Origin of the sequence: Pedobacter miscanthi (genome assembly GCF_032678605.1) — a bacterium.
Lineage (GTDB): Bacteria > Bacteroidota > Bacteroidia > Sphingobacteriales > Sphingobacteriaceae > Pedobacter > Pedobacter miscanthi_A.
Map to the genome: position 1 here is coordinate 1 of NZ_JAVTSU010000036.1, position 24,895 is coordinate 24,895.

At 39.5% G+C, this 24,895-nt stretch carries 22 protein-coding genes, 2 tRNA genes and 2 riboswitches; of the genes, 7 read left to right on the forward strand and 17 right to left on the reverse strand.

The genetic code is table 11. The features are described from left to right. Positions 1-385 precede the first annotated feature (385 nt). From R2R28_RS28300 to R2R28_RS28325, 6 genes are all read right to left on the reverse strand, one after another. Positions 386-1,249 carry a DUF4397 domain-containing protein gene (locus tag R2R28_RS28300; protein ID WP_316829026.1) on the reverse strand — a complete coding sequence of 288 codons (864 nt, stop codon included), beginning with the start codon at positions 1,247-1,249 and terminating at the stop codon, positions 386-388. Between the two features lie 8 nt (positions 1,250-1,257). Further along, the gene (locus R2R28_RS28305) at positions 1,258-4,026 is read right to left on the reverse strand and encodes a TonB-dependent receptor (RefSeq protein WP_316829027.1); all 2,769 of its coding nucleotides are present in this window, start codon (positions 4,024-4,026) and stop codon (positions 1,258-1,260) included. Between the two features lie 108 nt (positions 4,027-4,134). After that, complete coding sequence (locus R2R28_RS28310) at positions 4,135-5,088, reverse strand: cytochrome-c peroxidase (RefSeq protein ID WP_316829028.1); 954 nt, start codon at positions 5,086-5,088, stop codon at positions 4,135-4,137. Between the two features lie 325 nt (positions 5,089-5,413). After that, on the reverse strand, positions 5,414-6,055 hold the full coding sequence (locus R2R28_RS28315; RefSeq protein WP_316829029.1) for a YceI family protein: 642 nt from the start codon (positions 6,053-6,055) through the stop codon (positions 5,414-5,416). Between the two features lie 29 nt (positions 6,056-6,084). Next, positions 6,085-7,404 (reverse strand): TlpA disulfide reductase family protein, encoded by a 1,320-nt coding sequence (locus R2R28_RS28320; RefSeq protein WP_316829030.1) that lies wholly within the window; start codon positions 7,402-7,404, stop codon positions 6,085-6,087. Positions 7,405-7,483: 79 nt separating this feature from the next. After that, complete coding sequence (locus R2R28_RS28325) at positions 7,484-8,785, reverse strand: TlpA disulfide reductase family protein (protein ID WP_316829031.1); 1,302 nt, start codon at positions 8,783-8,785, stop codon at positions 7,484-7,486. A 159-nt stretch (positions 8,786-8,944) separates the two neighbouring features. Continuing rightward, positions 8,945-9,042: riboswitch (SAM riboswitch) on the reverse strand. A gap of 1,375 nt (positions 9,043-10,417) precedes the next feature. On the opposite strand from R2R28_RS28325, the gene R2R28_RS28330 reads away from it, so the two are divergent. From R2R28_RS28330 to R2R28_RS28340, 3 genes are all read left to right on the forward strand, one after another. Next, positions 10,418-10,488 (forward strand) — tRNA-Cys (locus tag R2R28_RS28330). Between the two features lie 16 nt (positions 10,489-10,504). Then, positions 10,505-10,605: riboswitch (SAM riboswitch) on the forward strand. Positions 10,606-10,688: 83 nt separating this feature from the next. Continuing rightward, positions 10,689-10,871 (forward strand): hypothetical protein, encoded by a 183-nt coding sequence (locus tag R2R28_RS28335; protein ID WP_316829032.1) that lies wholly within the window; start codon positions 10,689-10,691, stop codon positions 10,869-10,871. A gap of 15 nt (positions 10,872-10,886) precedes the next feature. Beyond that, positions 10,887-11,468, forward strand: coding sequence for a DUF4833 domain-containing protein (locus R2R28_RS28340; RefSeq protein ID WP_316829033.1), 582 nt, complete (start codon positions 10,887-10,889; stop codon positions 11,466-11,468). 368 nt (positions 11,469-11,836) lie between these two features. Here the strand turns inward: R2R28_RS28340 and R2R28_RS28345 are convergent, their stop codons facing one another. After that, on the reverse strand, positions 11,837-12,103 hold the full coding sequence (locus tag R2R28_RS28345; protein ID WP_316829034.1) for a hypothetical protein: 267 nt from the start codon (positions 12,101-12,103) through the stop codon (positions 11,837-11,839). 89 nt (positions 12,104-12,192) lie between these two features. Beyond that, positions 12,193-12,654: a ribosomal protein L7/L12 gene (locus R2R28_RS28350; protein WP_316829035.1), complete on the reverse strand. Its 462-nt coding sequence runs from the start codon at positions 12,652-12,654 to the stop codon at positions 12,193-12,195. 158 nt (positions 12,655-12,812) lie between these two features. Here R2R28_RS28350 and R2R28_RS28355 point away from each other — a divergent pair, with 158 nt between their 5' ends. Continuing rightward, the gene (locus R2R28_RS28355; RefSeq protein WP_316829036.1) at positions 12,813-13,307 is read left to right on the forward strand and encodes a nuclear transport factor 2 family protein; all 495 of its coding nucleotides are present in this window, start codon (positions 12,813-12,815) and stop codon (positions 13,305-13,307) included. Here the strand turns inward: R2R28_RS28355 and R2R28_RS28360 are convergent, their stop codons facing one another. The 9 genes from R2R28_RS28360 to R2R28_RS28400 all read right to left on the reverse strand — a co-directional run bounded on the left by R2R28_RS28360 (position 13,308) and on the right by R2R28_RS28400 (position 23,241). Continuing rightward, complete coding sequence (locus R2R28_RS28360; RefSeq protein ID WP_316829037.1) at positions 13,308-14,633, reverse strand: amidohydrolase; 1,326 nt, start codon at positions 14,631-14,633, stop codon at positions 13,308-13,310. Between the two features lie 138 nt (positions 14,634-14,771). Continuing rightward, the gene (locus R2R28_RS28365) at positions 14,772-15,614 is read right to left on the reverse strand and encodes a helix-turn-helix transcriptional regulator (protein WP_316829038.1); all 843 of its coding nucleotides are present in this window, start codon (positions 15,612-15,614) and stop codon (positions 14,772-14,774) included. Positions 15,615-15,939: 325 nt separating this feature from the next. Continuing rightward, complete coding sequence (locus R2R28_RS28370; RefSeq protein ID WP_316829039.1) at positions 15,940-17,043, reverse strand: PepSY-associated TM helix domain-containing protein; 1,104 nt, start codon at positions 17,041-17,043, stop codon at positions 15,940-15,942. 4 nt (positions 17,044-17,047) lie between these two features. Continuing rightward, positions 17,048-19,213: a TonB-dependent siderophore receptor gene (locus R2R28_RS28375; protein ID WP_316829040.1), complete on the reverse strand. Its 2,166-nt coding sequence runs from the start codon at positions 19,211-19,213 to the stop codon at positions 17,048-17,050. A gap of 34 nt (positions 19,214-19,247) precedes the next feature. Beyond that, on the reverse strand, positions 19,248-19,685 hold the full coding sequence (locus R2R28_RS28380; protein WP_316829041.1) for a hypothetical protein: 438 nt from the start codon (positions 19,683-19,685) through the stop codon (positions 19,248-19,250). A gap of 234 nt (positions 19,686-19,919) precedes the next feature. After that, on the reverse strand, positions 19,920-20,240 hold the full coding sequence (locus R2R28_RS28385) for a hypothetical protein (protein ID WP_316829042.1): 321 nt from the start codon (positions 20,238-20,240) through the stop codon (positions 19,920-19,922). Between the two features lie 167 nt (positions 20,241-20,407). Continuing rightward, complete coding sequence (locus R2R28_RS28390) at positions 20,408-21,151, reverse strand: DUF3667 domain-containing protein (protein WP_316829043.1); 744 nt, start codon at positions 21,149-21,151, stop codon at positions 20,408-20,410. Positions 21,152-21,159: 8 nt separating this feature from the next. Then, entirely contained in the window at positions 21,160-21,414 is a 255-nt protein-coding gene (locus tag R2R28_RS28395) for a hypothetical protein (protein ID WP_316829044.1), read from the reverse strand. A gap of 693 nt (positions 21,415-22,107) precedes the next feature. After that, a complete protein-coding gene (locus R2R28_RS28400) occupies positions 22,108-23,241 on the reverse strand; it encodes a two-component regulator propeller domain-containing protein (RefSeq protein ID WP_316829045.1) in 1,134 nt (377 codons plus the stop codon). A gap of 103 nt (positions 23,242-23,344) precedes the next feature. Between R2R28_RS28400 and R2R28_RS28405 the strand changes: the two genes are divergently transcribed. From R2R28_RS28405 to R2R28_RS28415, 3 genes are all read left to right on the forward strand, one after another. Then, positions 23,345-24,241, forward strand: coding sequence for a winged helix-turn-helix domain-containing protein (locus R2R28_RS28405; protein ID WP_316829046.1), 897 nt, complete (start codon positions 23,345-23,347; stop codon positions 24,239-24,241). A gap of 104 nt (positions 24,242-24,345) precedes the next feature. Then, positions 24,346-24,639 (forward strand): DUF3817 domain-containing protein, encoded by a 294-nt coding sequence (locus R2R28_RS28410; RefSeq protein ID WP_316829047.1) that lies wholly within the window; start codon positions 24,346-24,348, stop codon positions 24,637-24,639. Between the two features lie 88 nt (positions 24,640-24,727). After that, positions 24,728-24,807: transfer RNA gene (locus R2R28_RS28415), tRNA-Leu, on the forward strand. Positions 24,808-24,895: the final 88 nt, after the last annotated feature.

Sequence of the window (24,895 nt, forward strand, 5' to 3'; positions counted from 1 at the left end):
AGAAGGCTTTTTCAGCCGACGAAGCAATCTTACAACGATCGCTAGGTGCGAACTTAAGTTAGTGCTTTTTTTACCCACCCACAGTTGTAGGATTGCTTCGTGCCTCGCAATGACGACTCTTCGCGGCTTATCAAAGGCATTAAGATTCCCATCCGATAGCTATCGGATCAAGTTGGGAATGACGTATCGCGGGGAGTTAATTGCGTTAAATCTTCTGTCAACAATATAAATTTTTAAGCAATAAATTACTCGCAATGACGGCTACTCTTGGTTCAAAAAAACAAAGGGGCATTCTATCCAGATATGCCCCTTTTTCTAACCAAATATAAACCTGCTACGAGCCAGGAGTTTTTTGTATAAGTCTGTATTTCACAGACCGAAAATGTTAATTATGCGTAATAATCGTTGCCGTAATGGATGGCGTTCCACTTATTGTACCATTAATGTAAACCGTATAAATTTTCCCGGCCTCGAAAGTAGCAGCATTTAAAGCAGTATTGGTTAAAGCAATAACCGCTTTAGTGGTGTTATCCTTAATCAATAAACCCAGGTTGGTACCTGCGTCTACTTCTTTAAATGGCCCCAGTGTCTTCCAGCTTAAACCTTCAATTACTGCAGGTGCTTTTCCTGATGTATAAGAAATAACGGTCTGATTGCCAAAATTACCATAAGCTACACCGGCAAATATTTCTGTTCCGGTGGCGTAGGTAAGATCAACCTTTGGTGCATCAGGCGAAAAATTAGCAAACCTGATTTTTGCTTTACCTGCTGCAGGAAGTGTAAGGTCATCATATACCAGGATCAAACTATCGATATTACCAGGATTTAGCGTACTGGTTAATTTTTTCTTCACAGTAAATAAGCTGTGTGCAAAATTGGCAATAGGCCCGTTCGGACCAGCAAAAGATGCCGAATTGGTTTCTTGTACGAAATTTGCACTTCCGCCAAAAATATAAGATGCTTTATAAGAAAGATCTGTTCCTTCCGTGAGGTTAAACTGTACTTTTCCATATTGGGTATCTAAATAACCCGTTGCCGTATTGCGTTGCAATGCAGTTGCAGTAACTTTTCGGGTAAAATCCCAGAAATTAACGGCCGTAACCGATTGGCGCGCATTGATAAATTTAACCTTTGCACTCAAAGCAGGTCTGTCGCCGGCATCGATATCGAGGTAATCTGTCTTTTTGCACGAAGTAAACAATGAAGCCGTTAATGCAAAAAATAATATTTGAAATTTATAAATTCTCATCTGTGATCTTATTTAAAGGTGGCCGAAAGTCTGATAAATGGCTGCAAACCGGTACTGGTGCCAGATTGTGCCGCGCTTGGTGCATTGGTACGGGTAATATTACTTCCCGGTGCAGGGATGGAATAATCACCTTGAACATTGAAGAGGTTATTTACACCAACGGTGGCCTGTAGCAAAGGTGTAATCTTGTATCCTGCCGAAATATCGGTAATCCAGATTGGGCTATACGTTTGATAATAATAATCAGGTTTCGGGAAATTGGCATTTAGCTGGCTCACTGCCGATACCGATCCAAAATATACACTCCGCAACAAAAAGTTAAACTTGTTGATATTATAGGTCCCCTGAAGGGTAATTTTGGTTTTTGGGATGCTCCGGGTTACACGCACCTCTTCGCTTTCATCAAAAATAATGTAACGATAAGCCTCTAAACCTTTAGGCGTATTTACTTTGGTAAGGGTTGTTTTTTGCAGGTTAGCGCCGGCCAAAAAAGCTACATTACCTCCATTGGGCAATAAGAAACGGTAACTTCCGGTAAATTCGATTCCCCTTGTCCGTGTGCTGAAAGAATTATAGAAAAACTTGGCCTGTACGGTACCGGTTTGTACAAATAAAGCCCTAACATCAGCAGGTAAATTGCTATCTGTTGCAGAAAAACGCCCGGTATTGCCCACGCGGTCTTTAATGTCGATCTGGTATCCATCAATAGTCAATTCCACATTCTGGATCGGCTGTGAAGTTAATCCGGCAGAATAACCTTTCGATTTTTCGGGCTGCAGCGATGGGATACCCAAAGCTTTGGTTGCGGGATTTACATTATTTGCGGTAACCTGATCAATCGCTACACCGTTCTGAAAGGTGGTAGAGGTTTCGGTATAATAAAACTGTGCCAGATCGGGCGCCCTGAAACCGGTATTGAAGCCACCACGAACCGCCAGCCATTTGGCAAAACCATAACGTGTTGCTGCTTTATAAGTGGTTACGCTACCAAAATCTGAATAATTTTCTACCCTTACCGCACCTGATAATAGCCATTTATCGGTTACGTTTAATTCAAGATCTGCATAGGCAGCAGAAATAGAGCGTTTTACATTCACCTCGTTTGATGGCCTGAAACCTGCATGGATTTGTGAACCCGGAGAAAGTCCGTTTAAAGGCGTGCTGCCTGCAGCAACAAAATACGGAATCCCGCCCGTGGTGTAACCAATAGAATAAATGGTACTTAAATCTGCTTTCGAATAAGAACCCTCTTCGCCTGCAATAATCTGGTAGGTTTCTACCCGGTACTGACCGCCAAAAGCAACGTTCAAGCCTTTAAGCACTTTATCGAATTTCCTCGAGAAATCTAAACTTCCGCTATTTTGCGAAGCATTATAACTGCCCGCATTAAAGGTACGCGGTGTTTTTTGACCTAAACTGGCGTTCAACGTATTGCTGATGATGTTATCGAAAGCATTTCTTCCATATACGTTTGATACATCGAAATTCCACCCGCTTACTTTACCTTTTACCCCTATCGCTAAAGATTGATCGGTGATGATGTTATCCATTGCGGGCAAAAATCCATCCGGATAAACAAAGGTATTGTTGCGCTCTGTCCAGCCTGGTAAACGATATACCGCCGTAAACTGCGAGTTACGGTGACTGATGCCACCAAATGAGTACACCTCAAAACCATCTTTTAATGGGATTCCGGCATTAAACGATAATAAACCATCTTTGGATTTATTGGTCGATCCACGCTGATCAAAGAAATGACGGTCGATACCACGACTGGCAATAATCGCATCATCAATTTCCTTGGTATAAATCTGGTCAAAGCCTCGGGTATTGGCCCCACCACCATAAGCAGGACCGATATAAATCCCATCCGAATCATTTCCCGAAGGAAGTGAAACCGCTTGTGTGGCATATTCGCCGGTGATGTTCAGAAAACCTTTTGTACCCAGTTTAAGCCCGATATTGGCATTGGTCCTTGTGGTTAAGCCATCTCCCCTGCGGCGGATGCTTTCGATCGTGCTTGCCGTAATTTCATCAGGAGTATTTTTTAGCACCACATTGATTACCCCTGCAATGGCATCCGATCCGTATTGGGCAGCAGCACCATCCCTTAAAATTTCAATACGATCTATCGATCCTACGGGAATGGCGTTCAGATCGTATCCGGTTGCACCATTACCCAAACCACCCCAACTGATGTTCGAACTTTTATGCCTTCTTTTACCGTTTACCAATACTAATACCTGATCTACGCCAAGGCCTTTCAATTGTACGGTAGAAGTTGCCGAAGCGGCATCGCCACCACCCGAAACCGAAGAATGGAAAGATGGTGATACGTACTGAAGTAACTGTGTTACGCTGGCCTGTGGCGAGGTTTGCTGTAATGTTTTTAAATCGATCACATCAACCGGAACAGGCGAATTGAGTTTGGTACGGTTGGCATTTCTCGAGCCTACAATCTGTAATTCGGTTAAAGTGTTATCGGCCTGCTGGAGCGAAACGTTCAATTTGCCAGCCGGTCCGATTTCTACCGTAGCGGTTTTATAACCGATATACGATACTTCGATAAAGCGTCCGTTTTTAGTCGTAATCTTGAATGCGCCGTCTTTATCGGTTACGGTAGAACCATCTAATCCTTTGATCCTTACCGATACACCGGGTAATGGCGATTGATCTTCCGCAGAAACCACCACCCCGGTGATGACCCGCTGCTGGGCAGATAGTTTTGAGTAGATAACTGTACTCAACAGCAATATTAATAGTAGTTTTATCTTCATGTTGTTTATTTTGGAATAGACATGCCAATGGCCGTTCAACCTTTTTTCGTGTTGAAAAATGCATTAATATTAATTTTTCGGATTTTGGCTACTGGCCTATTTTATGGTTTATTTTTTTTGAAATCTGTCATCAGTTAGCGACAGTAAAAAAGCTTCAATATCGTTTATTTCGGTTTCGCTTAATCCCAATGGTTTGTTGAGGGAAAGATCCCTGTTTTTGCCGTTTTTAATTACTGCATCAGGATTATTATAATACTGGATCACTTCTTTCAATGTTTTGAACATCCCATTGTGCATGTATGGAGCCGTAATGCCCACATTTCTTAAACCCGGGATTTTAAAATGTCCTTTATGCTCGGGATTACCAGTCACATCGAACCTGCCCTGGTCTTTCAACTCCTGATCGTTAAATAAGCCTATGCCTTTGAAACGGTCGGCAGTAAAATCCTCACCCGAATGACAGTTGTTACAATTGGCTTTTCCGATAAATAACATCCTGCCCCGTTTGGCATTTTCGGAGATCGCTTTATCATCGCCATTAATGTAACGGTCGTAAGGACTGTTTGCGGTTTCTAAAGTCCTTTCGAAAGAAGCAATGGCCAGCAGTAAATTCTTTTGTGTGGGTGGTGCATTAAAAATTTTCTGGAAAAGTGCTGCATAATCTTTGTCTTTCTGTAACCGATCAATGGCATCGGCAATGGGCAGGTTCATTTCTACCGGATTGATGATGGGTTGCAAAGCCTGATCTTCGAGAGAAGCAGCCCTGCCATCCCAAAAAAGATTCGGCCTGCCCGAAAGGTTGGTTACCGATGGCGAATTACGTGTTCCCTTTGTTCCACCAACGCCTAAACTCACCCTTGCGGTATCGGCAAAAGCAAATTCTGGTTTATGGCAGGAAGCGCAGCTGATACTTTTATCTTTGGAAAGGATCGGATCGAAAAACAATTTTTCACCCAAACGTTCCCTGCTGTTGATTACCGCCGGATCATCTGCACCAAAACCGGCCATCAGTATCACTAATGTGATAAGACTAAGGGGAATTATGAATTTGCTTCTTTTCATTGGTTTATTTGGATAATATCGAATCGTCATGCTGAAGAGTGTCGTCATCTCGACCGGAGTACTATTGACAGGCTCCAATAAAAGCGTCGTCATCTCGACTGGAGCAAAGCGGAACGGAGAGATCTATTTCAAATAATATTGACTGTCATTCTGAACGCAGTGAAGAATCCCTGGCCGATGAAACACGGAACCCAATCTATAGGTAAAAATGAATACTTATTCAATAAAAGATTCTTCGTTGCACTCAGAATGACAACCAGACCTAGCTAGAGGCAGGGAGAACAATTTATCCTCCCATACTCCACTAACCTTAACAAGAGATTTTTTAATTATTGGCAACTAACTGTACGTTCAGCTCAAAATCATCATAAATGGTTTTGTCGCCCAGGTTTTCAAAGAAACTTTTCGACCTGAATTTGATATCGTACTTTGTTCTGTCGATAATAATTTTTGCATTGGCTGTTACTTTATTGCCATCCTGCTTAACTGTAGCCGGGAAACTGATTTCGTTGGTAATGCCTTTTATGGTCAGTTTTCCTTTAACATCATAGGTTCCTGCGCCCGTACTTTTGGCAGAAGTGATGTTAAAATTAGCTTTACCAAATTTCTCTACTGCGAAAAAATCATCACTTTTTAAGTGGCCTAATAGTTTTGCATTGGTTTCTTTATCCGTTAAATCGGTTACCGCAATGGTTTTGGTATCGAGCTCAAAACTGCCTCCTTTTAACACTTTATTATCCAAGGCAAGCGATCCCGAAGTAACATTGATGGTTCCCGAATGCTCTCCGGTTACTTTTTTCGCCAGCCAGGTGAGTTTACTCTGTTCGGCATTTACTTTATAGTTTACCAGTTTCCTTGCCGAAGCTTCGGCAGGTGCTTTAAGTTTAGGCTGCGGGCCGTTTAAAGCGGTTAAAGATCCAGCTACGATGGTGGTAGCAATGAGTGCAATCGTTTTGTACTGTAACATTATTTTATGGTTTTTAGTTGAGGTGGTATCTATTTTCCATTTGCCTGCGCCTCAAAATAGGCTGCTGACGGTACTGGCTCTGCAATTAATTCATCCAGCACTTTATTGAATTTTTTCTCATAATCATCGTAATATTTTCCGGTTACGGTTCCGGTATAGCCGGTGTAGATTTCGCGTACTTCTCCTTTACGGTCGATGATGATGGTGGTTGGGTAAGCGATAAATTTGTTCAAAGCCGGAAGTTTATCGGCAACTAAACGTTTGTCGGCCAATCCGCCGAACAGGATATCATATTTGATGTTGTATTTATCACGAAGTTTGCCCAAAGTATATTTTCCATACTCCAGATCGTCTTTCTGTTCGAAACCGATTGCAATGGCTTCTACCCCTCTTTTGCTGTTTTTATCGAACCATGGCGAAAGGAATACGGTTTGATCGGTACAGTTAGGGCACCAGGTACCTACCAGTTCTACAATCACCACTTTACCTTTATATTTATCGTCTGTTAACGAAACCGGTTTGCCGTTCAGGTCAGGAAAAGTAAATGCAAGTTTTTTAACGCCCTCTTTTAAGTGCGTTAATTTGTAGGGATCCGGCAATTCTGCCTGACTATCTTTTACACCTGTAAACTTTAAGTTATCGTAAATCCCCTGACTGATTTCGCCAGAAAGTGTACCGTCTTCATTAATGGTACCTTTGTATATTTTAGGGCTCGGGCCGCTAAAGCCAGAAAGTACAAACTGGTTTCCCTGTACAGTACCTTCGAGTTCGCGGCTATCGCCGGTTACCTGCATAATTACACCGGTAAGTTTATTTCCTTCTTGTTTTAATATGGCTACCTTGTTTGGAACAGCTTCTTTAGAAAACCCTTTAAATTCCCATTTTCCGGTTAAATTGGCGGTAGGGGCTACATCTTTTCCTGGTTCAACAAAACGGTACGATTTCCCTTGTTCGGCTGTGAAAGGCAAAGCATTACCCTGTAAACCTGGCACTAAACTTTTATATTCGCCAGAGATCCTGCCATCGCTTTCTATTTTGGCTACCAAAGCAGCATCGTAGGTATTCATTTTGATGAACAAAGAATCCTGACCTAAATATTTGATGTGGAAATCGTCTCTACGGGTTCCGTTTAATAGTGTAAAAGTAGCATGTTCGGCATCTTTTCCTTTGAGTTCGAAATTAAATGGCACTTCGGTTTCTGCAACTTTGAACACACCGCGCCATATTCCTTCTTTTATAAATTTTTTAGCCACTTTTGGTTCTTCGTCTACCTTATGTGCAGCAAAGGCTGTTGTAGAAATGAGCGATGCCAAAGCCAGCACCTGCATTTTAGCAAAGTAATTTTTCATCTTAGTATAATTTTAGGGGTAGGTTAAAATATGGGCTGCCATTAAATGCAGCCCGATATTTAGGTTAGTTGGTTTGGTTTTATTTACTTTTTAGTGTTTCGGTAGAAGCCAGTTTTTCGGGTACCGGTTCGGCAATCAGCTCGTCTAACACTTTATTGAATTTCGTTTCGTAATCGTTAAAATATTTTCCGGTTACAGTTCCGGTGTAACCGGTATAAATCTCCCTTACATTTCCTTTTCTATCAATAATGATTGTGGTAGGGAAAGCAACAAATTTATTTAATGCAGGCAGTTTTTCGGCCACTACTTTTTTATCGGCAATGCCTCCAAACAGGATATCGTAAGTGATCCCGTACTTTTCTTTTAATTTGCCCAGGGTATATTTGGCATATTCCAGGTCATCTTTCTGTTCAAAACCAATGGCAATGGCTTCTACACCGCGTTTTTGATTCTTTTTAAACCATGGCGAAAGGAAAACCGTTTGATCGGTGCAATTTGGGCACCAGGTACCAATGGTTTCGATAATTACCACCTTACCTTTGTATTTATCATCGCTCAGGGAAACGTTTTTACCGCTAAGATCAGGAAAGGTGAAATCGAGTTTGCTATAACCCTCTTTAAGGAAGGTAAGTTTATAAGGATCAGGAAGCTCAGCTTTTTCGTTACGCTGACCATCAAATTTCAGGTTTTTGTAAATCCCGAAGCCCTGTTCGCCGGTAATGCTGTTATCGTCGTTTATTTTTCCTTTCACAATAAAAGGACTTGGTCCGGTAAAACCCGATAACTCAAATTCATCACCCTGTACGGTACCTTCAAGCTCGCGGGTATCGCCTACAACGGTCATAATTACACCGGTAAGTTTGTTGCCATCCTGTTTTAGCAAAGCAATTGAGGCGGGTACAGCTTCTTTGGTATAGGTTTTAATTTCCCACTTGCCTGAGATGTTGTGTTTTGGCGCTACATCTTTACCAGGCTCCACAAAGCGGTAACTTTTGCCATGTTCGGCAACAAAAGGTAACGAATTGCCTCTAAAACCTGGTACGAGACTGCGGTATTCGCCTGATAAAGTACCATCGGTTTCGATCTTCGCCACCAAAGCAGCATCATAAGTGTTCATTTTTACATAGATCGAGTCGTCGCCGCGTCGTTCTACATGAAAATCATCACGTCTGGAGCCATTAATGAGGGTTAAAATGGCTGTTCGTGGTGTTTTTCCTTTCAATTGAAAGTTAAAAGGCACTTTTGATTCGCTTACACTAAATTCGCCCCTCCAAATTCCTTCTTTAGGGAACGGTTTTGCCACCCTGGCTGATGCAATGCCTCCCAGTAGCAATACTGAGGTGGTTAGGCATGCAATTTTTGAGGTAATTCTCGTTTTCATAATCATCATTATTAGTTAAACACTATCGTTTTAGAGTTTTTTGATAACAAGGCACAATGATCCGTACGGAAAACCATATCGCAAGGTTACATACTGCTTAAACAGCTGTTACTTTCAATGATTTTTTAACGGGAAACGGTTGTTTACTTGTTACCGGTTAATTTATAATCTATTGCTAGATCAGTTTGAGCACTTTTTCCTATGGAAAGTTGCTAGAAGTTCAACGAGGACTGACTCTCCCTTCTTCTGTATAAATCAACTAATTAATGGTGGTGAATTAATTAGAGTAATAACCTAAACTAGTGGTGGTGATTAGTTTTGGCTGTTCCTGATACCCCGGCAACTTATTGACTGAAATACATGACCACCATAATATTCTATCAAAAGGCCCCGGGGTACCAGGATTTTTAAATGAGAATATTTGAATGAAAACCTTTATCAGGTGATCTGTATCTTAGTTTATATTAGCGGCAACAGCAGTTATACTGACCTGAAAAATTGATCAGAAAATATGGCTGAGGTTGTCTGCGGAGTTTCATATCGAACGTAGATTTGCTGGTGAACTGTTTTAATTTTTTGTAAAAGTATAAACTTTGAACAATTTATACAAGTATTCCTATAGATTTTATAGACTTTATTTATAAAATACTGATTTACAGTAACATAATTTACAATACAAGTAGTTTAACAGAGGGTTGGGCAGAGGAGATGCGGCGAAGAGTTGCGTCATCTCGACTGAAGCGCAGCGGAATGAAGAGATCTATAATAGATTTCTCGACTTCGTTGCACTCCGCTCGAAATGACGACAATTTGAAGGTAGTGAATGCATCTTCAATTCTACATTCTCCATAACATGCTGTCATCCTGAACGCAGTGAAGAATCTTTTATTAAATATTAAAGTTGCTTATTAAAGATCCCTCGTTGCACTACCATTGACAGATTTAAAAATCGCCCGTCATTCCCGCCCAGGCCTATTGTGTGAACACATCTTTTTTAAATTTTTGTGGCGTTATGCTAGCTTGCTTTGAAATAACACAGCCCTTACCGAAGCGTGCCGGTTAATCCGCAGGGCCAGGAAAATCAAAAAAACAGGCGTACAACAGTACAAATGGCACTATCAAACCTAAAACGCAGTGGTTTTGTGTTTCATGTTTGCAAAAACTTTTCACCCGGCCCTAACAAACAAAACAATTGCAGCTGTTTTTTTGATGTGTATGGGGATTGTGTAAAAGGCCCCTTGCTGGATTGACAAAGCATTTTTGCATACTTTTGATGCCTTGCGGCATAGGAGCAAATAAAACTAATCTAATATTTGTGTCCATACGATAGGCGCAGGCGGGAACCACGAAGTGCTCAGCGAAGCTAATCTTAATGCAATTGCAAACCCTACCAAGGCATTACGATTGCCAGTCGAGCTGGCAATGACGGTCTTGCGCAGCTTATCCTGTATCTAAAAAATATCGCTGTCACTAATATTGATTTTTATACCATAAATTATCCCTCAGGATGACCGAGAAAAAACATATTTCAAAAAAAAACTACTATTTCTATAGAATTTATAGTAATTATTATTTATCTTTGCTTTGTCTTCTTCAAAAAGCAATAAATAAACTGATTGAAAAAGAACATATAGTCATGTGGCCGAGTGGCGAGGTAAAGGTCTGCAAAACCTAGTACGGCGGTTCGATTCCGTCCATGACGTCTGAAATTATATTACATACTTATCAAGAAAGACCGAGGGAATGGCCCTTTGATGTCTTAGCAACCTGTTCTGTAACAAGGTGCTAACTCCATCTGCAATAAGCAGAAAAGATGAGTTTGAAAACGGTTAATGCAACTGTTTTCGGCTAATGTTCAGCGGCTATTCCATCTTTCTGAAACTGGTAAACTAAATTTTAAGAAATGTCAGTTCATTTTGATTACCCATCAATCAGGGATTTTTTTGAGATCTACGGGAATACTTCCTGCGAAAAATTAGACGATTATGAACACTGTAGGGCAGAATCAGACCGGCTTTACAACGAACAACTCAAACAAAGCGAGGAAATAGATCCTACAGAAGATCAACAAAAAACGGAAACCTAAGATAAAAACATAATAATGCATTTAATACCACCAACATTTTCAACACCGACCAAAAATTTATTTTTTACCGTTTTAACCCTTTTTCTTCTTACAACCCAAACCTGGGCACAAACAAAAGACCCCTCTCCCATTAATTTTCCTACGCCTAAAAATGTAGATAACATGTTGTTCTACCTCCAGCGCGACCCGAATACAAATACGCTTATTTATGCTTTAAATCTGAAAGAAAATGGCAGTATCAATGCCGATTCGCCCATACAAGTATATTGGATCCGTTATGGAGAGAAAGGGCAAAAGAAAGATCTTGGTTATATCCAGCGAAAATTTGCTTACGGTATTGATACAAAAGCTTTGGGAGGCGATAAGTACGAATTCCATTTCGTTTCGCATAAAAAACTGTCCTTTTACCTGCAGCGCTACAGTGATAAAAGTTATCATGCTTCGGTAACGATTAATAACCATACGATTAAGGTTAACCGATTATTTGTAAGAATACAAGGTGGCAGTTTCTGGCTCCCGAATGTAAGATACGCAGAAGTAGAAGGAATTGATGAAGCCACTGGCAAACCGATTGTAGAAAGGGTGAGCGTGAAATAATCCGTGTTTTCCGTGCATCCGTGGCTTTTTAACCACAAAGATTGCAGAGTTAGTTTATTTCGTAATCCATTCTACATCTCCCATCTTTTAACCATAGAGGCCACAAGGAGAACCACGGAGTACACAGAGGCTACATAATTACATTATCCATTCTTTACCGCAAAGAGCACAAAGATAGGCCGCAAAGAACGCAGAGTAAAGGTTCAATTCCATCATCCATTTTACATCTTACATAATATGCTGTCATTCTGAACGCAGTGAAGAATCTTTTAATGAAATGGTAATTTATTGTTAAAAGATCCTTCGTTGCACTCAGGATGACAAACTGCAAAGTAAAGTCTGTTGGAAGAGAAACAGTATTATTCTGCCTATCTCTGATTATCAACGGCTTTATTAAAGGTTTTATTAAATTCACCTTTAAGCCATGTTGCCTTGCCAGCTTCCTGCATGGCCGGTGCAACGATATAATTTCCCGTCTCGCTGTCAAGAATTACGATCATGTTATTGGCATTAACTTCGGTATGATACCTTCCTCCTGTTTGATCCTGTCCGTTTTTAAAACTGATGGCGGTGAACATTAAGCCAGCGCCTAAAAATCCCAGTAAAAGGGATTTGGTATCTAATGTAATTTTCATATTTATAAGATTTATTTGTGTGTAAAATCAAGGTAAGACTTTTGAATACCACATTTTCATTCTATCAGAAATATTGCAATCTGTTAAGCTCAAATTTTAAACATGAGGTAGGTTAAGGCTATGGCAATCAGGATAATGATTAACAGTTTGATCAGGAATTTTTTAAATGGGTTATTGGTGGAATTATTAGCGATGATATTTTTAATATCGGTATCCCTGCTTTGTTGCACAGTATTGCCAATAACCTTATAGTGCATAAGCTTTTCAACATAATCTTTACTTTCTGCCAGCCCCAGGCCTGTAGCATCTTTATAATGTTTAATGGCGTTTAACTTGTTACCCTGACTTAAAATAGCCAATACTTCTTCATCCAGATGAGCAGGATTTGAGGCAGGCTTCTGAAAGCCAATCTGCAAGTCATCAATATAATCCTTTGCTTCTTTTAAACCACAGCGGGTTTTATCCATAATTAACTTTACAGCTAATATTTTTTGATTACCGGCAATGAGAAACTGCGCTTCTTGTTGTATTTCGGGACTAACATCAATCATAGGTTTAAGTTAACTAAATATTTAAAATTTAACACAAATGGATATAGAAAGCAATCAAAATTAAATTAGCTTTACCGCCCGTAACGTTTACAAAAACCTGATTCTTCAAAACATTTGGCTTAGTTCAGTTATAGAAAATAATCCCTTTAATCAACCAAATGAATTACAAAATCCTTTTCTCCATCCTGTTTATAGTTTTTTTTACAAATGCATGTTTCGCCCAGAAAAACACCTCCATTGCAGCAGACAGTTTATATAAAGCAATAGTAAAAGCAGATAGCCTGTTATTTAATGCCTTTAACAACTGCGATACGGTTACTTATAGAAAATTTATTAAAGATGATCTTGAATTTTACCACGATCTGGGCGGATTAGCTGTTGGTGCAGATATAGAAATGTTATCGATTAAGCAAATGTGCGCACGCGGAAGCCACATCCGCAGGGAACTGATTAAAAGCAGCCTAGAAGTTCACCCATTAAAAGGTTATGGTGCTGTAGAAATCGGCATTCACCGTTTTTACCACACCAACAAGGGCGAGAAAGAAAAAATCAGCGGTACCTACAAATTTGTTCAGGTTTGGCAGTTAAAAGATGGCCTTTGGAAACTGGCTCGCGTAATTAGTTACGGACATGATGAGATGCATAACAACTAGCTAAAAAACCAGGTTCCCGTTGTGGATCAATGATTTAACAGGCGATACCCTCGAAACGGCTTCGGCAGAGCAACTCGCATCAACCAACACCACATTGGCCTCATCGCCGGTTGCCGGCCACTGTCTTTTTCCTTTATCATCCAGGGGAAGAATGTTACCTGTAGCCAGTTTTAAAATCCTCGAAAGTTCAAATTCGGTACGGTAACCGTAAATCTGCGCAGCAATATTCGCCTTTTGTAAAATACTTCCGCTACCAAAAGTATTCCAATGATCAACAATACAATCGTTCCCTGCAATCACTTCTACGCCATGTTTGTACAATGTTGGGATCGGCATCGGACTGCCAGAAAGTGGAATGGTAGAAGCAATACCCACTTTTGCAGTGCCAAGTTTTTCGGCTATTTCTTCGGTTTTAGCTTTATCGAGATACCTCAATGCAAAAGCGTGACTTACATAGGTTTTTCCTTTCAAAACCGGATTTTCGTTTACTTTATCAATCAGGTACTCAATGGTTTTAATGCCAGATTCACCTGATTCGTGAAGGTGGATATCGATACCTTTTCCATTATCAAGGGCCAGTTGAACCACAAAATCCATATGTTTTTCAATACCGCCATCAATAGAAGTCGGATCGAGTCCACCAATAAAATCGATATCCATTTTGGCTGCTTCTTTTAATAAATCTGCAGATTTGGTGTAATAAATCCCATGTTGAGGGAAAGCCACCAGCTCAGCCCCGAAAGATTTATTTTTATGTTCTAATGCCAGTTGCAAATGTTTTAAAGAATCGAGTTGCGAGGTAGGATCAATATTGACGTGCGAACGTGCATAACTTGTTCCATACGATTGGAGCAGTCCAATCAGCTTTTCGGTACGCGGAATGGAGGTTTTTAACAATTCAGGGATCACCTGTTGCTCAAAAGCAATCATATCCTTTACCGATTTATTCTTTTTAAGGTGTGCTTGCCAAGGCAAACCATAATAAGTTTTATCCAGGTGGATGTGCATATCCCTGAAAGCTGGAAGCATCAATAAACCTTTTGCATCAATGGCTTTTGCTTTGGGTTGATTGGGCAATACATTTTTGATCTTTCCCTTTTCGATCTCTACCGTAAATAGTTCGGTTTTGGTATGGATTACCTCATCACCATCGTATTCAAACCCGGTTTCGAGCCTTACATTTTTTAAGGTAAGGGTTTTATCAGCAAAATGTTCTTTAACCATTTCATTTGCCGTTGCCCCCTGGGTTGAAGGAATATAGGTACTGGCCAGCAATATAGAAGAGCTTCTGATAAAATTTTTTCTTGAGATTGGTTGTGGATTCATCGCAACAGGGTTTTCTTTATACAAATGTAATGTCCTGTTTAGATGATGAGTGGTAGGATTTATTTCAAAAATTGTATTATTTATAACTATCAGGGATTTTATTGAATAATCTTTACAAAATTATAGTGCAATTCATTATTACCCCCGAAAAGTATGAGGCGTGATCTGCGTCTGCTTTTTAAAAAATTTGGAAAAATAGGCAACGTCATAAAAGCCAAGTTCGAAAGCAATTACCTTAATTGGTTTTTCGGTAGTTAGTAAATTACGCTTTGCTTCTAAAATCAATCTTTCATGGATCAATGCCGTAGCGGATACATTAAAATGCTTTTTACAAAGAATATTCAGATAATTTGCCGAAATATTCAATTGATTGGCATAAAAAGTCACCAATTTTTCTGTTTTATAATGAAGATCAATTAGCGACCGATACTTGAATAAAAGCGGTTTGGTTTGATAAATCGTTTGGTTATTAAAAATCGTTTCCATTTCCTGGCTGATCATCAAGGCAATAAGTTTGGTTCTGGTCTGGATGATTTCCCACAATATATTCGGCTTTGCAAGCTCATTTTTAATCTGTTTAAATTCATGTAGAATGTCTTGATAAGCTTTGGCAGTTAAATTAATAACCGGATGATTTTGATAAAGAATTAACGAAAACCTTAAGGAACTGGCTAAAGTTTCGAATATGTTCCTGCTAATCATCAACTGATGCGCACGGGTATCTGCCTGTAATTCCCATTTATGGATCTGTTCGGGAAACAATAAATGCAACTGTTTGCCCTTAACCTGATGATCGATAAAATCGATGTTATGCGTGCCACTCCCATCTTCGAATAGCATAAACAGGAAAAAATCATGTTTGTGCGGTTTTTCGATATGCCTTTTTCCGATGATTTCATGATACAATAAATTATTTCCTGCGCCTTGGTTAGGCCAAAATTCACTGATATCCAGTGTAGGAAAATTTATAATTGCATCCATTGGCGAAAATTACCATTTAGGATGGAAAATAAAGGAGGTAATATGAAAAATGTAAAATGGATGATGGGAAAGAAAAAGGTATTTAAGTTATGAGGAGATTAAAGCGTATTTAATAGCTTAGATGTTATCAGCTGCCTAAGGCGTCAATTAAACCTGTTGCTTTTTATTTTCATAACCGCCTTAGGCATTAAACACCTGAGTTTTCACGTTGCGAAATCTTAAAACTTCAAGGATAAACACTTCACATATAACTTCATCCAGATTTTTTTAGTAACAAAAAACATAATGGATACTCGGCGACTATAAAAGATTTACTAACGGAACATTAACTAATGGCCTTCCTTTTACGTTTAAACCAAAGTAATGCACCAGTAACGGAAAGAAATCCTGGTAATAAGCCAAGCAGTACATAAAATGATTTAAGCACACCGCCACCAAAAGCACCAATATGAAGCTGATACATCCAGGCATCAAACCGTGCAGCAAATGGCTGCTTTTCGATAGCACTCGTATTCAGCAACTTACCTGTGTTTTGATCGAAAGTAAATCCACTCGCCTTACCGCGATAAAGTAAATTGCCGCTGCTGGGCATATGCCCACGAACTTGTACCGGAATTCCGGGCGTAGTAGGGATATTCACGGCAATCGGCTCAAAACCTTTAACCAGTTTTCGCGAAGCAGCAACCAGGGAGTCGATATCAACTTTTACCAAAGTATTTTGAACCGGTGGGTTTATTTTCCATGTTTCGGGACTAAAATGCTCCCTGTTCATCCAAAAACCGGTAAAAAACAACAATGCGGTAAACAACATTGCCCATACGCCAATAATGCGGTGCAGTGAGGAAATGGCCGTTCTGGAATTTTTAAAATTAAGACCTGCTTTAAAGCGAAGGGCATCCCAGAAATGTTTCCGGTAAACAATTATTCCTGTGATTAGTGAAAGCAGCATAATTAAGCCAATTATTGCCGAGAAAAGTTTGCCAGGCATGCCCAATTGTAAGCTATAATGCAACGAATAAAGCCAACGAAAAAAGGAAGGCTGAAGACCTGCATAACTACCTTCTTTCAATATTTTACCCGAATAAGGATTTACACAAACATAATAAAGGTAATTTTCGGTCGTTTCCTGCTGATTCCGGTAAACCATAAATTCATAGCTATCATAAGCGTCAACAGGAAAATCATGCAGTACAATTTTCTTTAGGTTGGGATGAGACCGTACCAGATTTCTGTAGATTTCATCAGCTCCCAGCATTTTTCCTTCAGGGATAATATGATGAATTTCGGGATTAAAATACCGGTCGAGTTCACCACGGAACATCAACATGGAGCCCGTTATGCCATAAAAGAGAAAGAACAACCCAGCCATCAGGCCAAGCCATCCATGTAGATTGAATGCCCATTTGGTAAAGTTGTTCTTTCTTTTCATTTCCTTAAAAATTATAACCAACCGTTAGCCTGAATTCTCTTGGCGCAAATGGTACGTAAGCATTCAATCCGATCGGATTTGAAGACACCGGAGTTACCCAGGCACTGCCGTAATTATTGCGATCGAGCAGGTTGTTTACAATGGCATTTACCGTAATGCGGTTATTTGTCCAGCCGATGCCACCATCAAGCCTAAAAATGGGTGCAACTGCTAAATTATTCTCTACCGAATAACGGCCAGAACGACCAGATTGAAGCTGATAACCACCGGAAACCGTGAAGGAACCTGGCAACCCTAAAGGTAACCTGTAGTTTAACCAGGTATTCTGGATATGTTTGGTGAGGTACGGAGAAGGAAGCCCAACCAATGCTGCATTGGCATCTTTCGAAATAGTGGCATCGGTATAAGCGTAGTTAATCACCGCGTTCAATCCTTTAACAATCTCCCCTTTCAGGTCGAACTCGATTCCCTTAGCCCTTGTTTGCCCAATTTGCGATTGCAATAGCGTAGAAGGATCGGTTACAATGATATTATCCCTCGTTAACCTGTAAAAAGTTAAAGTTGTATTCCACTTTCCGTTGGCCCAGTCTTTTTTTAGTCCGAACTCGAAATTTTCTCCTTTTAAGGGTTTAAAAACTCCTCCGCCCGTACTTAAACCACTTTGTGGGGTATAGGTATTATCGTAAACGGCATAAGCGGCAAAATTGCTCAAAATTGAATAACTGATCCCTGCTCTTGGTGTAACCACCCAGTCTTTCACTTCGCTTACGGTTGGAATTGCGACAGCACTTTTCGATCCGGTTAGCCTTGCCGCCAAAGTGATCCTCAGTTTATCATCCAGCATATTCAGTTCATCCTGCACATATCCCGCATAATATTCAACTGATTGTTTGTTAGTGGCAATATCTTTTAATGCACCATCTCTTTTGTTCGGATCGAAATTGATTCCGTATACAGGATTGTTGATATCCAGATAATACAACGTTGGGTTGGCAGTTTTATCATTATAACCCGAATAAGCTAACAGATTTTTACGGTTAGCATCTAAGCCACCCATAAGTTTATGAGTAATGCTTCCTGTTTTGACTTCGCCATTAACAAAAGCCTGAAAAGCATACACATTGGTATTGAACCTTTCGTAAGTTACCCGCCTTGGCAATAAATTTGGGGCGGCCTTGTTATAGCTGGAAACAAAAAAGTAATTTCCATCTAAGTGGCTGCCGGCAAAAACACCCTTTGCCGTTAAATGCCAGTTTTTAGCTATCTGGTTTTCATAGGTCAGAAAAGCATTATTTTCTGATCCCTTGACAGGTTCTTTATTCGGATCGGCAATGCTAAAATCCCTTGGTAACGAACCAAATCCATCAGGTGTGAATACCGTTAACAGGTATTGCAAAAATTTCTGCTTTTGGTAAATGTATTCAGCAGTAATGGACGAATGGCTGTCAATATTGTATTTCAACACCGGATCGACCACAAACTTATCGTTAAAGGCAAATTTTTGAAAAGATTTGGCTTTTTGTCCGACAACGTTTAAACGGTATTGCCATTTTTTGTTTTTATCCAGATTTCCATCAAAATCGCCGCTCAACCTAAAAAGATCAAAACTCCCTGCAGTAAAACTTACATTATTGGTTGATATTCCGGTAGGATTTTTAGTTACGATATTAAAAGAACCAGCCGGATCGCCAATGGCATTCATAAAACCTGCAGGACCTTTAATAAACTCCATACGATCGATAATGGCTGCGTCTTCGGGCATTGGCCCGTAATAGATCATAGAAAGATCGACTCCGTTGCGAAGTGTGTTTATCCCTGCACCACGCATAAAAATAAACGGTCCATAAAAATCGGCAGTATTGTTGCGGATTGCTCCACTGACGTTGCGCGTTACACTTTCGTTAATGTTGATCGCCTGTTGATCTAAAAGGATACTTTTATCAATCTCCTGGATATTTTGCGGCAATTGTAATAGCGGTGTAGTCTGCTTTAAAGTAACCGACGATTTGCCAATATTATAGCGCCGGTAATAACGCGAGTTAATATCAACAGTCTGTAAATGTTTAACACTATCCGTTTTTGTAGTATCTGTATTTTTTGTTTTGCCATTCTGAGCCAGTACGCCAAAAGGCATAGCAACGAATGCAAATAGCATCAATCTGTTTGTCATAATTTATTGGGACGGTTGTCCCCGAAAAAGTCTGTTAATGCAGCGTTTTTCTCTTTTCTATATGAAGACTATCCAGATAACGGTCTGAACGGATAATTACCGTTTTAAACTGTTTATCTAAATCATTTATCTTTTTCAGCTCGGCTTTAAAATAGCTGGAAGCCTCTTTGCCGCTTTTTCCTGAAATGTCGGGCTCAAAATGGTTCATCCAGATTTCCATCTGGTGATTGGCTTCATCAACCAGCTTGATCACCGCAGCCAATTTAACCGTATCATTACCAGAGGATTTAAGCGACCGATAAATGGAATCGAGCACCGATTTTTGACCATTGGCCAGATCGGCATCATTCATCACTTTATCATGCCGGGCAACCACTTCAGCCCGGATGGTTTTATAGTCTTGCTCCTGTTTACACGAAAACCATAAACAAACCGCCACGGTAGCTAACACGTAGAAAAAGATAAATTTCATAAGAATTTACAAATGCTGTTTTATATTATAATTATTCTGACCCCAGGCATTACGTCGCAAAAAGCCTTTAAAAAGATCAGAATCAATAGAATAAATATTTATTCTCAATAACATGATTTCGAAAAATAATATGATTGTTATATCGTGAAAGGTGTTGAAATAAATTCAGCATGACGATTATGTCAGACTTGTGTTAAAAACAATCATAAAATTTAAATCGAATTCAAGCTAATATTAACAGGTTGGCTTTGGAGGCTGAAATATAGAGAAATGACAGCTGATCGGGTTTTCTACCTTAGCTGGTGAATAATGACGTTTGAAAAGCACCGGAGTAAAATGAAATGAGATTGGGGAGTTTGGCATGGCCAACTGAAAAGCAGCACGCTGACTTTCGCGTTCCTGTTTCTTTTCTTTCTCCTCTGCCTGTTTCAACTTTTTCATCAGGTAACACTTCCCGTTACAATGCATCCAGGGCCTGTTTTTGTTTACACAGAACTTTTCGGCCAGTTGCTTTTGGTTCACCTCAAATCCGGCGTAAATAAAATATGCAGACATATTTGATCCAAACAGGGAAGCTAACAGCACAATAACGATAAGCCTTTTATACATTTCGTGCCAAAGATAAACACTATAAACTTTAAAAAGCGGCAATGAGAAGGAAAATGTTACGAAGTTACTTCAGCAGTTCAATTGATTATTTTTCATAGGTAGATGAAAAATAATCAATGTTTCAAATTAATAATGGCAGATACTACTCCGATTAAAAACGATATCAGGTAGTAAGAGGCCGGAACAAGGATACTTCTCAGCAATAATCCCTTTTTACTATAATTAAAGCCAGAAAAAAACTGGTAATAAAACCAGATACTGTAGATAAATGCGAAGATGGTTACTGCACTAAAATACAACAACACAAACACTTTGCTGTTGGTGTAAAAAATAGTAATGACCGAGAAAAGCAATCCAATAATCAATTCGACAATAATGCGGTTTGAATTTAAAACCAGGTGTTCCGAATAATTAAGTTTTGCTTTCCTGAACCAGATAAAAGTAAAAAATGAATAAATGGGAATGGTAATAATCAGGATCAGCTTTGGATGGTCGGAGATAAATTTTTCGATCCCGCTCATCATTGCTTTGCTTCCCTGAGGCATCAGGTCCGTTATGCTACCATGCGTGTACGGTGCGATAAGACTTGATGCCGTCAAGATAAGCAGGATGAGCGTAACAAAACTAAAATAAGGTACCCTTTTGCCCTGAATAAACTCCCGAACACTATGGCCCGGTCGTGTAAAAAGTGCTTTTAGGGTAAATAAAATACCTTTATCAACATGCCAAACGCCATGAATAAAATCGTGGGCCATGAAATGTTTAATGGAATAACGGTGTGTGGTAGATTTTTGTCCACAATTTGGGCAGTAATTATGTACTATTGGAGCGGCACAATTCAGGCAATCTGATGACATTGAAATCGTTATTTTGAATTACGGTTTTTAATTTCAGTATTAATCTGGCTTAAACTAATCATGGCAGGTAATAATGCCAGCAGGCATGATATAGGAAGGGCCGCCAAAACTTTAGGTGTTTTAGCCGTAAAAACCAGGTAAAACAAAATACCGCTTGCGGCAAGTATCACCACGCCTAATCCAATTAGTGCACCGAGCATGCTTTGTTTTTTTTTGTATAATTCTTCTACAGATAATTCGTTGAGTGGAATCGCTTTTTTCATTTCAATCTTGATCAGGATAATTTAGTTTATGGCATGACACAGAGGCACATAGGCAATTTGCAATGTTTCTTTAGCCAAACAAATATACAATATATCACGATATAGTGACAAAAATATTTTAAATCGATTGTGCAATTTTATAACGTGATATTTTTCATCAAAAAAGAACAGAAAAGAGAAGAAAATGCAAAAAGATACCGGGCGATTATTGCGCTACTGATCTCGGGCATTTAATACCTGGATATTTATGCAACCACTAACGATTGCCCCTTTTGTGGTTTAGACTTTATAGGTAAGGACGGAAGAACAGAATTTGAGGAAACTCTGATTTTTTTGATTGATAATACTTATGAACGGGCTAAAATATAAAACGGTCCATCAAAAATACAACACATAAAAAAGTGGTTGTATCATAAAGATAATTCCAGTTCAGATGCTGCCATGTTGAGCCCGTCGAAACACCTTAAAGAGTATTTAAACAGGTCCTTAGACAAGCTCAGGATTGACAAATCTATATTTATGATACAACCTCTAATATCCATAAAACTAAACTTTAAAACTTAAATGGAGGATTTTAGACTTCACCTCCCCGCCTACTTAATGCCGCTACGAAAGGGCTTTTCGAACGATTGATAAAACTGGTTCTTTCCGAATGATTCTTCACTTCGCTAAAAAGTGAATTTACTGAAAACATTATTTCTCACTTTTTTTACCCTTAAAACTGGTAATGCTATTTCCCTCATATCGATATACTCCGTCTGAAGCGCCAAACCAGATACGGCCCTTATCATCTTCTAAAATCCCAAAAACCATTGGTTTATTTGCTATTTCAGTTATAACTGGTTTTTTATTAGACAGCGATTTTCCATCATAATAGGAAAGTACCCAACCTGTAGTATTTGCATTATCACCAGGAAGCCCCTTGTTTAAATCCTTATAAATTTCTGAACTCGTCCAAATATTACCTTTTTTATCTTCGAAAATGTTGCCAACAAAGTTCTGTGAAAAATTGGTAAACGTACTGCCATCATATCGCCAAAGCCCATCCTTCCCTCCCAGCCAAATATTGCCTTTCTTATCTTTGATTATCGAACGAACATTCACAAAAGGTTTTCCGTCTTTTCTAATTACAGTCGTAAATGTTTTTCCATCATAAATGCGGGTGTAACCCCTGGTACCAAACCAAAATTTCCCTGTTTTATCTTCAAGGATAGCATTAACATCGTTATGCATCCAATGAACTTCCGTAAGCAGTTGTTCGTAAACTGAAACATGGATAGAATCAGACGGAGTAACTGCCGGGGCTTCATTCATTTTAAAATTCCGAAAGGATTTCCCATCGTAACGACTTGCTCCGCTTTCAGTACCAAACCAAATATTACCGGTTTTATCTTCATAAATGTTAGTCACCCGATCACTGGCAAGCCCATCCTTAGTTGTAAAATTTCTAAAAGATTTCCCTTGCCCTATTCCCTCATTCAGGCGGGGATTATAGGAATAAACACCTGAACCTACTGAAGCGAACCAGAAATTCCCTTTTTTATCTTCTAAAACAGAAAAAAAGCGGGCCGAACTCACTTTACTGGTCATATTGGTAAAAGATTTTCCCTCATATTTAAAAATACCTTCCCACGAAGCAATCCAAATGTTACCCTTTCTGTCTTGCCTGATTGTACGAACGATGCTTTTAGGTCCGCGAGAAGTGCTTGTACTTTTGCTTTCAACGGCATCCCGGGCGTCATTTTTTTGCTGAGCCTCTGCGGGAAGATAAGTTACTGCTGCCAGTATGAACAGCAGGTTGTAAAAAACGTTTCTTTTATTTTTCATATCCTTTTTAAATTGATTCAACGAAATTACTTTGATATCTTTCCGTCAGAAGAAGCCGGATTGTAAATAAAAATGTAAACTTTGTAAATAAAAACCTGACATAATGCATCTTAGCCTAAATCTCATCTCCGGGAAGCATAAATACCTGTTCGGATCGATGGTACTCTTATTGATCTCTGTCATCTGCGTGGCTTTCAGTGTGGAGGACAAAGCCGATTTTGATATGGCAAGAAGAGAAATTTTACTCCGCAGAATCGGACATGAACTATTGTTACAGTCTGGCGATGTTAAATCGAGGGTACTTCCGATAAAAAAGATTGCAGAAAATGAATATCAGATCAGGTTTGAGAAAGATTTTACTTTCCTACCGGATTCGCTGGTGAACATTACCAGGCGTTTATTAGCCAAAAACCCGCTTGCACCTGATTATGTTGTAAACGTTCTGAACTGTGCCGACTCCAGCGTAGCCTATGGATATGCCATATCTAAAAATAAAAAAAATGATATTGTAGCCTGTATAGGCAGAACGCAGCCCAAAGCATGTTACTGGGTTAACATTAAATTTAAACCGACAGGTATTAATACAACAACTAAAGGTTATCTGCTTGGCAGCCTTCCTTTTTTAGCATTTGTTGGTTTTGTATTTTTAAGATCGGTTAAGCCACGAAGAGCCTTATCTGATGCCGGTAATTATACTGCTGACATGTTAACTTTAGGTACAGCGTGGTTCGACGTGAAAAACCGTAAACTCATCATAAAGGGAAAAACGATAGGCCTAACAGGAACTGAAACCCGGGTACTGCGTATTTTCGCATTGTCTCCTAACGAAACCATAGAAAGAAACCGGCTGCAAAAAGAGATTTGGGAAGATGAAGGCGTTATTGTGGGCCGCAGTTTGGATATGTTCATATCAAAACTTAGAAAAAAACTGGAAGCTGATCCGAACATAAATATTGTTGTTATTCGCGGTAAAGGATACAAGTTAGCAATCAACGATTAAGAAAGAGGCCTTTAACCTGATTAACAACACCCAATTGTAAAATCATTTTTTAGTTTTTGCAGGCTAGCGGCTTTCTTTTACTTTCGGGACAAACAATCAGATCAATGAAAAGCACCCTTTCTATTTTCCGAAAAGTAGCCGTAGCCGAAGGAATATCCTATCTTCTTTTATTATTTGTAGCCATGCCTTTAAAGTACCTGGCACACTTCGATTCAGCCGTTAAATATACCGGATGGGTACATGGCATCTTGTTTATTGCTTACGTTGCTTTGTTGATTATGACCTGGCAAGAGCAAAAATGGAAGTTTGGTAAAGCAATTTTAATCTTTTTTGCCTCTGTTTTACCGTTTATGCCCTTTGTTGTCGATCGAAAACTAAAAGATGAACGTCCGATATAATTGTTTATCAGCGAGTTGAAATTAATTGAAAATATGTTTTGGATTTTAAGTTTCAATTTCTACATTTGCAACCCCGTCCAACACGAATGCCCGGATGGCGGAATTGGTAGACGCGCTGGTCTCAAACACCTGTGGGAAACCGTGCCGGTTCGACTCCGGCTCCGGGTACAACCCCTCTCTGAATCATTTAGAGAGGGGTTTTGGTTTTTACCTCTTTTGTAATATACCTTTCTAGCATTGAAATGAGGATTTTGAT